The following is a 16646-nucleotide window of genomic DNA, read 5'->3' on the forward strand; positions in this document are numbered from 1 at the left end:
CCAGAGACGAACTTCAAATCCGTCCTCTACGCTAAAAGTTAAACCGAGGACAGATTTCAAATCTGTTCCCCTACCCAAACTTAGGGACAGATTTCAAATCTGCCCCTACCTTCATCGGAGCCATAAACGATGTCGATAACAACACCAAAGAAAAAACTCCCACGGCTGATCCTGCTGGGCACTCTTATACTGCCCTTGCTGAGCGCCTGTAACAGCGGCCCGGATACCTCCGAAGCGCTGTCGCACCTGAGTCGCGCAGACACCTACGCCGAGCAGGGCCAGTTCCGCTCGGCTATTCTCGAAATCAAAAACGCTATCCAGACCGAGCCAGACAACGTCAGCCACATTGCCCGGCTGGGCGAACTCTACTTGGAACTGGGCGCCAACAAACAGGCCGTTGAGCTGCTGGAGCCCTGGCTGAAAGACTACCCGCAAGCGGTGGCCCTGCCTTTGGCCCGGGCCTATGTGGAAGAACGCAAACACCTGTCTGCCATCGAAACCCTGGCACTGGCAAACCCCGAAAGCTCTGATGAAAAACTCGAAGCGTCCCTGATCGAAGCCAAAGCCATGCGCTTGTCTGGCGACGTAGACGGAGCAATCACCGCCTACCGAGACATTAGCGCCAATTACTCAACCAGCGTGGATGCGATAACCGGTCTAATAGAGACCCATATTCAACAAGGCAATGCCCGCACGGCGCTCGGGGCCGCCAACGATTGGTTGGCCAGCCACGAAACCACGCCAGCCGTTCTCTATCTGAAAGGCCTGGCCCAATACCAGCTTGATGAACTGGAGCCCGCCACCGCCACACTCACCGACGCCGTTACCCAAATGCCGGCATCCGACATATTCATGCCATTAAGAGGCAAGTTACTGTCGCTGTTGTCACGGGTGTTGACTGAACAGGGCAAAATCACCGAAGCCCAGGTATACAGCCGCATCCTGGCCGAACAAACCGACTCAGGCTCCCGCGAACAGAGCAAAGCCGTTATCGCCGCCATTCAAGCTGGCAACTTTGACGAAGCCAAAACCATGCTGCGGGACATGCGCAAGCTAGACCCCGACAACGAACAGCTGGCCTTAATGTTGGGCACCCTGTCTGCAGGTACCGGTGAATTGGAAGAAGGCGCCGAATTGCTGTCTGGAAATCTGGACCCGGAAACCACCCCAACCCGCTTTATTCGGGCCTCTACCATGGCCCAGATTGACGTGGGCGAACGGGAAGAAGCACTCGCCACTCTGGAACGTGCCGTAAAAGCCCGCCCCAACGACAACGATCTGCTGGCCATGCACGGCGTTCTGGCCCTGAGCATGCCCGGCCAGGAAGCCGCGGGCGTCACCAGTTTGAGCAAAGCCATTAGCAACGAACCCGATCGCACCCGTTTAAGGATTGCGCTGGCCCGGCACTACATCAATAACCAGCAAACCGAACAGGCCTTGGGCCAATTGCGGATGGCGTTTACCGCCCAGCCAGCAGATTGGGCAAGCACAGCTATCTATTTAAGCCTGCTGATCGACAGCGGTGAAACCCGCGAAGCCGAAGACGTACGCGATTCGCTGGTCAATGGCTACGGCAACGAGCCTCAAGCGCTCCTGCTGGCGGCAATCGCCGACGGGCGCATGGGTAACTCCGACTTCGCTTTGATTCGCCTTGAGCAACTGACAGTAGACAACCCAGATATGCAGCAGGCGCGCCTGGCCCTGGCAAGCCTGTATGCCTCGACCAACAGCCCAGACAAAGCCGTTGAACAACTCCTGGCCGCCGCCGTTATAACCCCGGAGGTGATCGGACCGCTTCAGCAGGCCGGCCAGATTTACGCTACCACCCACAGCGTGGAAGAAGTTCAACAGTGGCTGGGCACCGTTGCTGAAACGCATCCGCCACTGGCACCAAACGCCAGCTTGTTGTCTGCGTTAATCCACATACAACAAAGCGATGTAAAACATGCACGAACGATTCTTGAGCCAATGGCCAACGAAGATAACCCCATCGGCTACAGAGCCTACGGACAGCTATTGGCCGCAGAATCTGTTATCAGCGCACAGGCCGAAGATTACTCAACGGCCCTGGCTAAAGCAGCAGAAGCCATTGCCATTCAGCCCGAAAACGTCGGCTTCGCACTGCTGCCTGCCCGCATACTCATCACTCAGGGTAAAAATGCTGAGGCGCTAGAAGCACTTCAAGCCGCCGCAGAAACCCACAACAACCACGTCGCCATTCTAATGGCCCAGGCCGACCTGCAAATGAACCAACAGCAGGATCAGGCAGCAACCGAGTTGTATGAACAAGTTGTGTTAACGCAGCCTAACAACGTGGTGGCGCTGAACAACCTGGCTTGGCTACTACGTGAAAAGAACAACAGCCGCGCCGTAGAACTCGCCAGCCGCGCCAGCGAGCTGGCGCCCGAAGCGCCAGACATACTCGACACCCACGGATGGGTTCTGCACCTGGGCGGTAACCACGCAGAGGCCAAGCCCATCATTGAGAAGGCCTTGGCGCTAGCGCCAGACAACGCAGAAATTCAGGGACACTTGAAAGCCATTAACGAGGCACTGTAAAGCAACCTGACACTCCGCAGGTTAGCTAGCAAAACCAAAAAAGCCGCTGAACCCACTATTCAGCGGCTTTTTTGATGCGAATGTCAGGTTTCTTTACAGGCACAAAATCAGAACGTAAAAAAACCTTTAATAAACAATGAATTTGAAAGTTGGCACAGTAATCGCTTCATATTGCATAGGGAAAAGGCAAGAGCCTGACCAGAAGCCAAACCATTTGCGAAGATGGGACGGAAAGCCAAGGGTCTCAACAAGAAGAAGAGATAGCCTGGTTGCAAGGCGAACTATACGGAATTAGAGCTAAACAACCGGAGAGCACCTATGAAATTTAAAACAACTCTTTGCGTAGCAGCATTATGCTTGGCTTCAGCAGCAGCCCACGCGGTGCCAAGCTTGGGCACCATCCTTTCGAATGGCACCTACAATGGCGTCACTGATACTGGTCTCGAATCAGTTGTGCTGACAGACACTAGCAACAACAACGATGATATTACGGCTTTTTTGTTTCTTGAACTGGCAGGATTCAGAAACAACAACAACTTTGGCATCTACAGTTTTTCCTATGATGGGTCCGGCAACGTGGTTGTTGGTGATACGCTTGAGCTGTTCTCAGGATCGCAAAGCCCGGGTACCGGCGGCTTCACCACAGATGCGACCGTGGAATTTGACTTGCTCGCAGGAACTGCCACCAACGCATCAACCAATGTTGTTGCCAACATCGGTAAAAACTTTGGTTTTTATCTGGCCAATACCGTTAACAATAACGGCTTTACCTGGTACAGCCACACCTCACTAAACTCGGACGGCTTTGACCATATGCTCATGTTTGATACGTCAAGCAACTCAGTGTCTGGCCTAAGCGGTAGCGATGTGGTTCTTGCCTTCGAAGATCTTTGCAATACCAACTGCAGCAACGATGGTGATTACAATGACATGGTCGTAGGCATCTCCGACGTAATCCCGGTCCCCGAGCCCGGCACCCTGGCCCTCCTCGGCCTTGGCCTTGCAGGACTTGGCGCAGCTCGCCGTCGTCAGAAAGCCTGATTTCGGTTGAGTAGTAAGAAGCCAGCTTCGGCTGGCTTTTTTTATTTTAAATTTGTGTATTTCCAATTCTGAATAACCAGCACTTTCCTCAGCACTATCAACACCCCCCCCTAAAAACGAACGTCGACTTTCTTTACGCTATCGCTCATTACCTTACATTACCTCGACCTATTGATTTTAAGACTTGTCATGGGGAACTCACGCAACTTGAACGAGCGATAGATCTATGCGGCTGCCGAGAACGAAAATCCCTCTGTAAAGGTGACATCGTTGTATTCCCTAGCGAATTACGCTCCCCATGCAAGAACTGCAAAATCACGACAGTCACGGCGTCGACATTTTATACACTTACCATAACCTCGCACTCGCGATTACTTTTTAACCGATTCTACCCTTCTGTATTTTGTGTATTTTTGTAACTTGACCGCTATATTGCTTTCTGAAGCTACTAGCCGCTTAGGGTTAAGTGAAAAAGTCAGCTTCGGCTGGCTTTTTTATGGGCCAAAACCAGACTAGGGACAGATTTCAAATCTGTCCCTGCCTTGCTTATCGAGCAGGCACTGGCGCCGGAAAGTGTGGAGATGCAGGAGCACCTGAATACTGTAAAGCAATCTATGTAAAATTTTCTGACACTACCTCAAAACGCCCCACTTATAAGGGCTGCTGAACCACACGTTCAGCAGCCCTTTTTTTATGGCGTATCAGGTTTTTTTACACAGACCCAGGAAGCGGCTCGCACCAACGTAACCCCCCTAAGCATGATCAAACCAAGCTCCAGACAGGCCAGAGCCGGAAAGATCTCGTTTTACATGGCACAGCAAACCCCCATGGCCGCCTCAACACAAATACTGGTGTCGACATTTTATACATATATCCCAGAATCGCTCTTTTTTTCAGTCTTAAATATACTCTAACCTACTGTATTAAATGTTAATTAATAACTTGGCCTTTTTTTTGCTAGCAATACATCAAGTCTAAAGCTGCCCAAAGTTAAGACTCAAAACCTCCCGGCTCAAATCATTTTTGGCGCAGAGATCAACAAAACCACAGGTGAATCATCATGAAAAAAGTACAACTGAGAACCGCACTCCTTACAGGCGTTGTAGCTGCTGCCGTTTTGAGCGTGAGCTCGCTAGCAAACGCAAATCTTCTTACTAATGGTAGTTTCGAAGACCCAGGGGTTTCTGGATCTACGTTCCTGACAAGTCTGCCAGGATGGGGCTCAACTGGAAAAGTAGAGCTTTGGAACCGTGACATTGGCGCTCAACCGAGGGGACCTGCCCCATACGATGGATCCCAGTACCTCGAGTTAAACTCTACGAATGGCGGCCCTTACTCAATTTTCCAAAGCTTTGATTCAGTAATCGGAAGCATCTATGAGGTGTCTTTCGCTTACAGCGCAAGAGCAAACACCAACCCAGCAGAAGAGTTCAGCTTTTACCTCGGAGACGAAAGTGATAACGGAGACACATTTAACATCGTTAATGGGCCAAGAGGAGACTGGTCTCTCGCCACTTACAATTTTATGGCGACATCAGAAACTTCTAAGATAGCGTTCAAAGCCATCGTTCCATCCACTGGCACCATAGGGAACTTTCTGGACAACGTCATCGTTACTGACGTTCCAGAGCCTGGCACACTAGCTCTTCTGGGCCTCGGCATTGCCGGCCTGGGCGCAGCCCGTCGTCGTCAGAAAGCCTGATTGTTCAGCATTGAAAAAGGCCAGCTTCAGCTGGCTTTTTTTTGTCTTGTTTTTGTGTTTGCCCAAACCTGAAAGCCCAGTATGCTGAACACGTTTATAACACTCGGTGGACGCGCAATGTTACGGAAAACACTACAAAATATCCCAGTAGCAAAACCCTATTTGCTGGCTACTGCGATCTCTGTTTTGATCTTCTTGCCCACCTGGGTCAGGCTTGGCGAGGCTTGGCTAGAATTCGAACAAGTCCTCGCCCACGGCCTCGCAACCGCACTCATTTTTCTGTGGTTGGTTATCACCCACCCGCCGGCGCCAAATAAAGCGTTAACCCATCAGCAAAGGCCCTTTTACAAAACCGGCGCACTGGCCTTAATTGTGATCACCCTGGGCTGGGCCGCGCTGGAACCTGCCCGCATCGACACCCTCGCCTATTTTGCCCTGCCCGCGGGCATCGCTGGCGTAACCTGGGCGTTACTGGGCTAGCAGCGCCTAATCAGCTTTTTGCCTTACATTCTGGTTTTGTCACTATCGTTACCGTTCTGGACCGATTTAGTACCGGCACTCGTCCACCTTGCAAGCGCCGTAGTGGGTACCTGGGTGCGCTGGATGGATATGCCAGCACTCATAGAAGGCAACAGCATTACCGTGCCCTTCGGCCGGCTGGTCATTGAAGACGGCTGCTCCGGTACTCGCTACTTCGCCATCACTATCCTGCTGGACGCCATGACATCTATATTGAACGACAGTCCCAGAGCCAGGCACCTTGACTCTTCTAGGTCTTGGTATTGTAGGCCTTGGCGCAGCCCGTCGGCGCCAGAAGTCTTGATTTAATCAGGCCTGAAAAAAGCCAGCTTCGGCTGGCTTTTTTTGTTTTAAATTTGTGTATTTCCAATTCTGAATAACCAGCACCTGCCTCAGTACTATCAAAACCCCAGTAAAAAGCGTCGACTTTCTTTACGCTGTCGCTCATTACCTCAACCTATTGATTTTAAAACTTGCCATGGGGAACTCGCGCAACTTGAACGAGCGATAGATCTATACAGCTGCCGAGAACGAAAATCCCTCTGTAAAGGTGACATCGTTGTATTCCCTAGCGAATTACGTTCCCCATGCAAAAACTGCAAAATCACGACAGGCACGGCGTCGACATTTTATACACTTACCGTACCCTCGCACTGGCGATTACTTTTTAACCGATTCTACCCTTTTGTATTTCGTGTACTTTTATAACTTGACCGCTATATTGCTTTCTGAAGCTACTAGCCGCTTAGGGTTAAGTGAAAAAGTCAGCTTCGGCTGGTTTTTTTTGTGCGCCCGGCACGGGCGCACTCCTGGAGGTGCAAGTCCTCCCGTAAGCTGGCCACAGCGAACGAAGTGAAGCGCAACTGAGGAAGGGTGACCGACCGTGGGGAGGAAGCGTGGAGCGTAAACCGTGAGCCGATGAACAAGAATCGGATATGAGGCACTGCTAAGCAGGGCGAGCGGGCAAGAAGCCGCGAAGCTCTTGTGGCCAAAGCGAGGTGGTGTATATCCGGCGGTTGTGCGGTGAAGGAGTGTGTTCTTACCCGGGGAGATCTCGCCTCATGCCTGAAAGGGCGACGTGGAAACACGGAGCGAGAAGTCAGCAGAGGCCATAGTAGCTCCACCACGGAGCGAAGGGCCGAACGAGAAGGAGCGTCAAACGACTTGACGATGAGGTCTGCCAGGCATCAGATGCCCGCATACGCGGGGCGGGTCACGCAACGGGAAGGTGAAGCCTTGCCGTTGCGTGTCCCGCGATGAAACAGAACTCCCGCGTCGAGATCCGAAGGGCGCAGAGCGAAGCCTGCTAGAACAGGCGTTCGCGCGAGAGAATATGCAACGGGCATGGAAGCGCGTAAAGGCGAACAAAGGCGCCGCAGGTGTCGACGGTCTGGATATCAGCCAAATCGCCGAACACCTGAGATGGGCTTGGCCTGACCTTCGGCAGCAACTGCTGGAAGGCACGTACCGGCCACAGCCTGTCCGTCGGGTAGGTATACCGAAACCGGACGGAAGTGAGCGGGAACTGGGTATCCCCACCGTGACCGACCGTCTGATTCAACAAGCACTGCTGCACGTGCTGCAACCTCTGATTGATCCTACCTTCAGCGAGCACAGTCGCGGCTTTCGCCCGGGCCGCCGTGCCCACGATGCCGTTCTGTCCGCCCAGCGATACGTCCAGCAAGGCCGCCACATTGTGGTTGATGTGGATTTGTCCAAGTTCTTTGATCGCGTCAATCACGACATTCTGATCGACCGCCTGAGGAAACGCGTGAACGACCCCGGTCTGATCCGGCTGGTTCGCGCCTACCTGAACGCGGGGATTATGGAGGGTGGTGTGATCACCCGGCGAGTGGACGGGACGCCGCAAGGCGGCCCCCTATCGCCGCTGCTGGCCAACGTGCTGCTGGATGAAGTGGATCGGGAGCTGGAACGCCGAGGGCACTGTTTTGCCCGATACGCCGATGACTGCAACGTTTACGTGCGCAGCCAGAAGGCGGGAGAGCGGGTGATGCGGCTGCTGAGGCGCTGCTACGACACACTGCATTTGAAGATTAACGAATCCAAGAGTGCAGTGACGAGCGTGTTTGGACGCAAGTTCCTTGGCTATGCTTTATGGCAGAGTCCGAACGGCGACGTCCGCCGTGCGGTCTCAGCGAAGGCATTGCAAGCGTTCAAGTTGCGGATCCGGCAACTGACTCGACGTTCGGGAGGGCGCAGCATGGAACAAGTGGTGGAGAAGCTTCGACGCTATCTGCTGGGCTGGAAAGGTTACTTCAAGCTGTCGCAAACTCCACGCATCTGGCGCTCGCTGGATGGATGGATACGTCGGCGTTTGAGGGCTATGCAGCTTAAGCAGTGGCGACGAGGTAAGACGATCTATCGGGAGCTGATGCGTCTGGGTGCAAATCCCTGGGTGGCACAATCGGTAGCGGCTCTGAGCCGGCGCTGGTGGCACAATAGCTTGTCTGCTATCCACAACGTGTTGACGGTTGCCTATTTCGATCGGCTAGGTGTGCCAAGACTCTCATGACCTCAACGTCTCGAACCGCCCGGTGCGGACCCGCATGCCGGGTGGTGTGGGAGGGGCGGAGCCTCATGGCTCCCCCCTATCCCGATATGTTCAAAAATTGAGCTTTATACAGTCGAAACACGCAGCATCCATTCAACCTACCTGGAAAGCCCATGCTTTTCCCGATCGTTCTTGCAGGCGTCGAAATTATTGACGCAACAAATAATCGCAAGCTCCCGTAGCGATGGCGACTTCAAACCCTATTGCTAACATTACCGCCCCGACTGGTCCTCGCAAAATTAACCTGAACATTAACTGTCGAAATAATTGACACCTTGTGTAATGGCTATGACCGAAAAATACTTCATATTATTGATTTTATGGTATTTATGTTATTCAGGCATCATGTTTGCTTAAATCTAGTTGCGCGAATAATAACGCAAAAGTAAAAAGTTAACTCAGGCCAAACCAGTCCGCAAGGTTGGTACGGAAAGTTACAGACCTGCAAAGCCAGATGTTTGAACTACATAACGTTTACCAAAGGACTAAATCATGATCAAAAAATTAATGTGTGCATGCGCCTTGTCGGCGGTTTCTAGTGTTGCATCTGCGGCGATTATCAGCTTTGACTTTACTGGCGGTAGCAATGCTTTCGGCGACCCCTTACTATTTTCGCAAGATGGCTTAGACCTTTCAGTATCAGGAAATCCGGGTGTCGCTGTAGACAGAGACTCAGGATTGGGCGTATTGAGCAGCCTGTTTGACACCAGTTATCAAGTTGACGGTTTTGGTCCTGACGACACGTTATCAATGGTGTTTGGCGAATCCGTTACACTGTTATCGGTTCTGTTCGGAGCGGTCGGAGCGAATGATGACTTTACTTTGGCCGTGAATGGCACTTTATTAAGTAGAGACATTCCAAATGGAAATTTGTTCGACTTCAGCAGTTTTAACTTTTTCAGTACTTCGTTCGATTTCAGCGTTGCCGGTTTTAATGATGACTACTATATCAGTGGTATCAACGTAAGAACCGTTGATGTTCCCGAGCCCGGCACTCTTGCCCTACTAGGCCTAGGCCTGGCAGGTCTGGGCGTAGCCCGTCGTCGTCAGAAAGCCTGATTGTTCAGCATTGCAAAAGGCCAGCTTCAGCTGGCCTTTTTTTATCTTGTTTTTGTGTTTGCCCAAGTCTGAATACCCAGTATCCTGAATACCGTTACAACACCCGGTGGACGCGCGATGTTACGGAAAACACTACAAAATATACCGGTAGCAAAACCCTATTTGCTGGCTACCGCAATCGCAGTTTTGATCTTCTTGCCCACCTGGGTCAGGCTTGCCGAAGCTTGGCTAGAATTCGAACAAGTCCTCGCCCACGGCCTGGCAACCGCACTCATTTTTCTCTGGTTGGTTATCACCCACCCGCCGGCGCCCAATAAAGCGTTAACCCATCAGCAAAGGCCCTTTTACAAAACCGGCGCACTGGCCTTAATTGTGATCACCCTGGGCTGGGCCGTGCTCGAACTTGCCCGCATCGACACCCTCGCCTATTTTGCCCTGCCCGCGGGCATCGCTGGCGTAACCTGGGCGTTACTGGGCTGGCAGCGCCTAATCAGCTTTTTGCCCTACATTCTGGTTTTGTCACTATCGTTACCTTTCTGGGCCGATTTAGTACCGGCACTAGTGCATCTTGCAAGCGCAGTAGTAGGCACCTGGGTGCGCTGGATGGATATGCCAGCACTCATAGAAGGTAACAGCATTACCGTGCCCTTCGGCCGGCTGGTCATTGAAGACGGCTGCTCCGGTATTCGCTACTTCGCCATTTCTATTCTGCTAGCTGCCATGACATCCATCCTGAACGATTACCGCTGGCGCGGCTGGCTTGTCAGCCTGGCCGTCGCCATTACCCTGGCGCTCATCGTAAACTGGGTTCGCATCACCATCCTGGTGGTAGTCGGCTATCAATCCGAAATGCAAAGCGACCTACTGAAAGACCACGAACTGATGGGCTGGTTGGTATACGGCGCCTTCATCATCCCGGTTATGTACTTCTCACCGGTCATGAAGCGCAACCCCGACAGCCAAGCCCAGCCAGCAAACGTCAATAAAAAAGGCTACATCGCCATCGCCGTTGCCGTGCTGCTCGGCCCCGCTGCCCTAACGCTGGCAACCACCACCACAACCACCCAACCCGGGCTCTGGTCGTTGAACATCGCGAACGGCTCAAAAGCCGAACTGCAGTCGCTACCGATTCCCTTAAGCATGCCGGAAGCCTTAAACCAGCAAGCCTGGCGCACCGCAGGCACTCGGGTATTATTGGCGCAAAGCCAGCGCACCAGCGCCGACAACAAGCTGGTGCCTTACCTACCAGCACAGTTCAACCACTCACAATGGCTGCGCGAGAGCAATCAACAGCCCGGCGCAACGGTTTATCGCAACATACTCACCCGGAAACAGGTGGTTATGGCGCAGTGGTATCAAGTGGGTGACTACCGTGCCGACAGCTACCGCAACGCCAAACTGCTGCAGATACCGGCGCTGCTTCAGGGTGCAACGCGCTTTGCGCTGGTGACCCTTCAAGCCTCTTGCCAGCAGCGAAGTTGTGAAAACGCTTACAACGCCGTCATTAACCAAAAAACGACGCTACAGGCCCAATCCTTCACGCTGACAAACGACCGTTCCCCATGAGCACAAACCAGGGCGATATGCGCGGCAAACCAGGCAACAACGCAAGCAGCACTGGCACCCTGTCGTCTTACACCTATACAAAGCACACCTTAGAACGCAGCCTAAAGCCAGAGGCGATGGAGCTCATCCGCTGTCGGCACCTTAATATTCAAACAATCCACGTCAAAGCCATCGAACTTGTCAGCTTTAACGAAGCCGAAAACCGCCTAACTACAAAGAAGGTCATCGGTCAGGAGCTGTTTCATACCCTCTGGAACCCAACCAATCTGCTGGGCCGCCTGCAAGGTCACCGGTTGCAAAATCCAGATACTCTGGTCAGTCGCATTACAGAAATCGGCACCTGGCTACGCAAGTATCACGACAGCTCGGCTGGGCTCACACTAGAGGGCGCAGATGGCAGCTGGCTGGCAACAGAATTTGCACAAAAAATTCGCGAAATCCGGGCAAGCAACCTAATACCTGAACTTAAGCTCAAAAAAGTCGAGCAAAAATACAACGCCGAATTGCAGAAACTCACCGCCCCCAACTACCTGGCCTTGAATAACGCCTTCCCGTGCCAAATCCATGGCGACTTTGTGCTTTATAACGTATTGGTAGACAGCCAGCAGAACATGCACACACTGGGTTTCAGCAAAACCCGCGTCTCAAGCAACCTGGAAGACGTGGCGCGTTTCTACAGCACCCTCTGGGCCATCGCTCAAACCAGCCGCACCCGTCATAACCTGTTCCATGAATTACCAGCCAGATTTCTGAAAGCCTACGGATTACGACCTCTTATTGCCGAGAGCGCTTATTTTCAAGCCAATCTGGTATACAATTTCTTGGCTCATCTGGAAGCCCAGCACCGCGGGCGAAAGACGTTTTCGTGGAACACCAACCGTGAAATGAGCCAGATCACCCGCGCGGGTATGAAGTGGATCTACCAGCAAATCTGAAGCTGGCACACAACCGCATCCACCCAGCTTACAAGGTTGCTTTTATGCTTTTCCCAATCGTTCTTGCAGGCGGCAGCGGCTCACGTTTATGGCCGTTATCACGGCAGCTGCACCCCAAGCAATTCCTACCCTTGCTGGGCAAAAGTTCCATGCTACAAGCCACAATAGTGCGCCTGAAGGGCTTGGAGACCGCACCACCAACGATCATCTGTAACAACGAACACCGCTTCCTTGCCGCCGAGCAACTGCGGGCCGCCGGAGTAAACGATGCCAAAGTTCTGCTAGAACCTGTCGGGCGCAATACAGCGCCAGCCATCGCCCTGGCAGCGCTGGCTCTGGTAAAAGGTAACCCAAACGCGGTATTACTGGTGCTGGCGGCCGACCACGTTATAGATGATGAAGCGGCTTTTCGCGCCGCGGTAGAAAACGCCGCTCGCTATGCAGCCCAGGGAAAGCTCGTTACCTTTGGCATAAAGCCAGACATGGCCCACACCGGCTATGGCTACATCCGCGCAGGAAAAACCTTGGGGCCGGGTGCCTGTGAATTAGACGAATTCGTAGAGAAGCCCTCCAAAGAGACCGCACAAAGCTATCTGACAGAAGGAAACTACACCTGGAACAGCGGCATGTTCCTGTTCAGGGCCGACAGATACCTGGAAGAACTTAAGCAGTGGCGGCCAGATATCCTTGAAGCCTGCACACAAGCAATGGCAAACCCCGTGCCGGACCTAACGTTTATTCGAATCAACGAAGAGGCGTTTCGGGCGTGCCCAAGTGAATCCGTCGATTACGCCGTTATGGAGAAAACCGGCGCAGGCGTCGTTATCGAGATGGACGCAGGCTGGAGTGACATCGGATCATGGTCTGCACTTTGGGAAAAACTGGACAAAGATGCGAACGGCAACGCCTGCAACGGCGATGTCATGCTTCACAACGCCAGCAACTCACTGGTTCGCGCCGACCACCGGCTGGTTGCATTGGTCGGCGTTGAAAATCTTATCGTGGTCGAAACCAAAGACGCAATCATGGTTGCCCACAAAGACCACGTAGAAGATGTAAAAGTCCTGGTCGCGTCCATTGAATCAGACAGGCGCCACGAACACATAAACCATCGCGAAGTGTACCGGCCCTGGGGTATGTTTGATTCAATCGACAACGGACACCGCTATCAGGTAAAACGCATCACCGTGAACCCCGGTGCGAAGCTCTCGGTGCAAAAACACCACCACCGGGCAGAACACTGGATTGTGGTCAGCGGAACCGCTATGGTCACCAACGGCGAAAAGCAGTACTTGGTCACCGAGAACCAGTCGACTTACATTCCCATTGGCGAGATTCACAGCCTCGAAAACCCGGGGGTCATTCCTTTGGAATTGATTGAAGTGCAGTCTGGCTCGTATTTGGGCGAAGACGATATTGTGCGCTTACAAGATCAATACGGCAGAGCCTGATGAAACTTTTTGTCCCACAGAGCGACCCTGCCCGTGGCTGATAATCACTTTTCAACCCGCATCCCAACCCGCATCTTGCACGTTACCTTCAATATGGGTTTCGGCGGCACCGAACAGGTTATTCGCCAGCTGGTCACCAACCTGAACCCACAACGGTTCCAGTGCGAAATCGCCTGCATTGACGGCGAAGTCGGCGCCATCGGCAAAGCCATGGAAGCGGACAACGGCATCACTATCCATTCCAGAAAGCGCGGGCCGGGGCTAGACTGGAAAACAATCCTTTGGCTTCGGCGACTCATTAAATCCGGCCGTTTCGACTTTGTGCATTGCCACCAATACTCGCCTTATACCTACGGCTGGTTCGCACACTGGGGCACTGGCGCAAAAGTGGTGTTCACCGAACACGGCCGCTTTCACCCAGACCAACACCGAAAAAAAGCAAGGCTGATCAATCCCATCATTGCGCTCACCTCTCATCGCCTGGTTGCCATATCAGCGGCTACCCGTGAGGCACTGATTGAATACGAATACATGCCAGCGTCCAAAATCAAGGTCATTTACAACGGCATCACGCCACTAACCGTAGAGGAATACCGCAAACAGGAACTCTTGACGGAACTGGGCATTAAACCGGGCGAAGTCGTTATAGGTACCGTAGCAAGACTGGACTCTGTCAAAAACCAACCCATGATGCTGCAAGCCACCCGCGCCCTGATCGACCAAGGTTATAAAGTACGCCTGCTGCTGGTCGGCGACGGCCCCGAACGCGAAAACCTGGAAGCGATAACCCGACAGTTGAATCTCAACAACGCTGTCATTTTTACCGGGTTCCAGTCCAAGCCTGCGGACTACCTCAGTTTGATGGACATATTCCTTCTTCCGTCCTTCACCGAAGGCACCTCTATGACCCTGTTGGAGGCCATGAGCCTTGGCATTCCCACAGTAGCCACTCGAGTGGGAGGCACGCCGGAGATTGTCGAAGACAAAGAAACAGGTTTTCTGATTGAAAGTGATAACCAAGAAGCATTTACCCGCGCCATAAAGAACTTGCTGGACCAGCCAGCCGAGCGCATAAAAATGGGCAATGCAGCAAAAGTCAGATTTGGACAGAAATTTTCAGTAGAGCAGATGGTCGATCAATACCAGCGATATTACAGTGCAAGTTCGGCTCATTAAATCATCTATTTTTTTAATTTATGCTAAAGTTACGATGATGAATTTAGTGCTCGAAAAGTCTTTTTGCGCGCAAGGTAAATCTGGAGGTGTCCTCATGCAGGCCAACAAAAAATTTCTTGTTATTTGTATTTCTATACTTATAACCTCTGGCTGTAGCACTTTGACGCCTCGGGATATCGATACCTTGCCTGCGCCAGCTGCTTTGCCTGAAAAAAGTGAGCAAGGCGTTGTTGAGATTTGGTATTACAACAACATAACTCTCTCATCTGTAAGTGGTTTAGATAGCCTAGCACGATACCCCGACAACCCAGACGAAGTGTTACAGCTTAATCGCTTAGAAGGCCCCACTAACAGGGGTGACCGTTATGCTGGTTTGGTGAGAGGTTACATCACGGCACCCGCTGACGGGCAATACCGATTTTTCGTAAATAGCGATGATGATGGGCAGTTTTTACTGAGCGACTCTACCTCGCCCAGTGAGGCACGAGTTATAGCTTCCGTCCCTGGCTGGGCTAGACGCGGAGAATTCACAAAATATAGCTCTCAAACTTCCGGCAACATCACTCTGTCATCCGGTCAACGGTATTATTTTGAAATGCGGTACCGTGAAGCCGGCGGTGGCGACCAATTTGCCGTTGCCTGGGAAGGCCCAGGCTTTAGTCAGGCGGTAATAGACGGGCAGTATCTGTCATCGTTTTCACAAGGATCGCAGATTTATCCTGACGATGCTCAGTCTGTCGCCGGTTACGAACTCGGATACCGGGTTGGTTTCTTTGATGGCAAACAGGCTTTGCCTTTTACGCCCGCCTACCCGCCGTTAGATAACGACCAAGACCGTCTATACGACAACTGGGAAGCGTTCTATGGGCTGGATTCTACCAACCCGAATGACAGCAACGCCGACACTGACAATGACATTCTCACGAATTACGACGAGTTCTGGGTGGGCTCCAGCCCAACTATCGCTGATTCGGATGGGGACGGAATACCTGATGGGGCCGAATTTGCTTACGGCCTAGACGCATTGGACGCTGCCGATGCGCAGGCCGATTTCGATAACGATGGATTTAGTAACCTTAATGAGTATGAAGCTGGTTCGGATTTGACAGATAGTGAAGATATGCCGGTTCAAACAGAGACTCGCACAGCAGGAATATGGGCGCAGTATTTTTCGGGTAAGAATTTCGAAGAATTTGTGCTTGCGCGAGTAGAACCCGGACTGGACTTTAATTGGGGCGCCGGCTCTCCGGCATCTGGAGTTCCAGTTGATCGTTTCAGCGCTCGCTACGTCACACAATTCACTCCACCTCATGAGAGTGGAGCCAGGGACTATCAAGTTGTTATTAAACGTGATGATGGCGTAAGGATGGACTTCGACGGTCAGCGTATTATCAATACGTGGGTTGACGGGACATGGGGTGTTTCTGCTCAAATCACTGCGAATGCCGGACAAAACTACCCGGTCAATATTGAGTATTATGAAAATCGCGGCGATGCCCTTCTCGCTGTTCAGTTCGTTGACACAATTACGGGCAAGACGCTGAACTCAGCAGACATTTTGACGGTGTTAGATTTATCTGATCCGTCGAATCAGTCCTTTGATAATGATAATGATGGTATTCCAGACGTATGGGAGCAACAACAAGGCACGAGCGTTTATGTCGCAGATTCAGCGATTGTTAACAATACCGCAGGCATTTCGAACCTCGAAGCCTTTCAGACGAATGTGAGCCCGTGGACATTAGAAGCTCTTGATGAAGCCGTCAGCATTGTGCCAGGACCTGGTCAGTCGTCGGTTACCTTGACATGGACTGCGCCACTTACAAGAGTTGACGGTGGCTCGTTGACGTTGGGAGATATTAAAAGTTACGAACTAACCTACGGTCAGCAGCCCGATGCTTTAAATACAAAGATCGATATCCCAGGGCAGGAAACCAGCTATACCACTAAAGAACTAGTCAAGGGGACGTGGTATTTTCAGATACGGACTTATGACTACAACAACCTTTACAGCCCACCGACCGAGATTCTGGAATATGTCATGAAGTAATTTTTGGACTAATCAA

8 protein-coding genes, 3 pseudogenes and 1 riboswitch are annotated in these 16646 nt (G+C 52.2%); all 11 genes and pseudogenes read left to right on the forward strand.

Annotated elements, in window-relative coordinates; genetic code table 11:
- The first annotated feature begins 129 nt into the window (after nucleotides 1-129).
- The 11 genes and pseudogenes from ABA45_RS10270 to ABA45_RS10320 all read left to right on the forward strand — a co-directional run bounded on the left by ABA45_RS10270 (nucleotide 130) and on the right by ABA45_RS10320 (nucleotide 16630).
- Complete coding sequence (locus tag ABA45_RS10270; protein ID WP_048385881.1) at nucleotides 130-2559, forward strand: tetratricopeptide repeat protein; 2430 nt, start codon at nucleotides 130-132, stop codon at nucleotides 2557-2559.
- 194 nt (nucleotides 2560-2753) lie between these two features.
- Nucleotides 2754-2836, forward strand: a riboswitch (cyclic di-GMP riboswitch).
- Nucleotides 2837-2877: 41 nt separating this feature from the next.
- Complete coding sequence (locus tag ABA45_RS18295) at nucleotides 2878-3600, forward strand: PEP-CTERM sorting domain-containing protein (protein WP_053076166.1); 723 nt, start codon at nucleotides 2878-2880, stop codon at nucleotides 3598-3600.
- Between the two features lie 1060 nt (nucleotides 3601-4660).
- Complete coding sequence (locus ABA45_RS19385) at nucleotides 4661-5302, forward strand: PEP-CTERM sorting domain-containing protein (RefSeq protein WP_048385883.1); 642 nt, start codon at nucleotides 4661-4663, stop codon at nucleotides 5300-5302.
- Between the two features lie 117 nt (nucleotides 5303-5419).
- Nucleotides 5420-6130, forward strand: a pseudogene (locus tag ABA45_RS10285) (exosortase/archaeosortase family protein).
- Nucleotides 6131-6985: 855 nt separating this feature from the next.
- Nucleotides 6986-8354, forward strand: a pseudogene (gene ltrA, locus ABA45_RS10290) (group II intron reverse transcriptase/maturase).
- Between the two features lie 999 nt (nucleotides 8355-9353).
- A pseudogene (locus ABA45_RS19780) lies at nucleotides 9354-9452 on the forward strand (PEP-CTERM sorting domain-containing protein); the annotation flags it as partial.
- Between the two features lie 117 nt (nucleotides 9453-9569).
- Nucleotides 9570-11018 carry an exosortase/archaeosortase family protein gene (locus ABA45_RS10300; protein ID WP_048385887.1) on the forward strand — a complete coding sequence of 483 codons (1449 nt, stop codon included), beginning with the start codon at nucleotides 9570-9572 and terminating at the stop codon, nucleotides 11016-11018.
- Nucleotides 11015-11953, forward strand: coding sequence for a phosphotransferase (locus ABA45_RS10305; protein ID WP_227506006.1), 939 nt, complete (start codon nucleotides 11015-11017; stop codon nucleotides 11951-11953). The genes ABA45_RS10300 and ABA45_RS10305 overlap by 4 nt, the downstream gene beginning before the upstream one ends.
- A 44-nt stretch (nucleotides 11954-11997) precedes the next feature.
- On the forward strand, nucleotides 11998-13404 hold the full coding sequence (locus ABA45_RS10310; RefSeq protein WP_048388958.1) for a mannose-1-phosphate guanylyltransferase/mannose-6-phosphate isomerase: 1407 nt from the start codon (nucleotides 11998-12000) through the stop codon (nucleotides 13402-13404).
- Between the two features lie 33 nt (nucleotides 13405-13437).
- A complete protein-coding gene (locus ABA45_RS10315) occupies nucleotides 13438-14580 on the forward strand; it encodes a glycosyltransferase (protein WP_084708322.1) in 1143 nt (380 codons plus the stop codon).
- Nucleotides 14561-16630: a PA14 domain-containing protein gene (locus ABA45_RS10320; protein WP_227506007.1), complete on the forward strand. Its 2070-nt coding sequence runs from the start codon at nucleotides 14561-14563 to the stop codon at nucleotides 16628-16630. Before ABA45_RS10315 ends, ABA45_RS10320 begins: the two co-directional genes overlap by 20 nt.
- Nucleotides 16631-16646: the final 16 nt, after the last annotated feature.

The organism is Marinobacter psychrophilus, assembly GCF_001043175.1.
GTDB lineage: Bacteria > Pseudomonadota > Gammaproteobacteria > Pseudomonadales > Oleiphilaceae > Marinobacter > Marinobacter psychrophilus.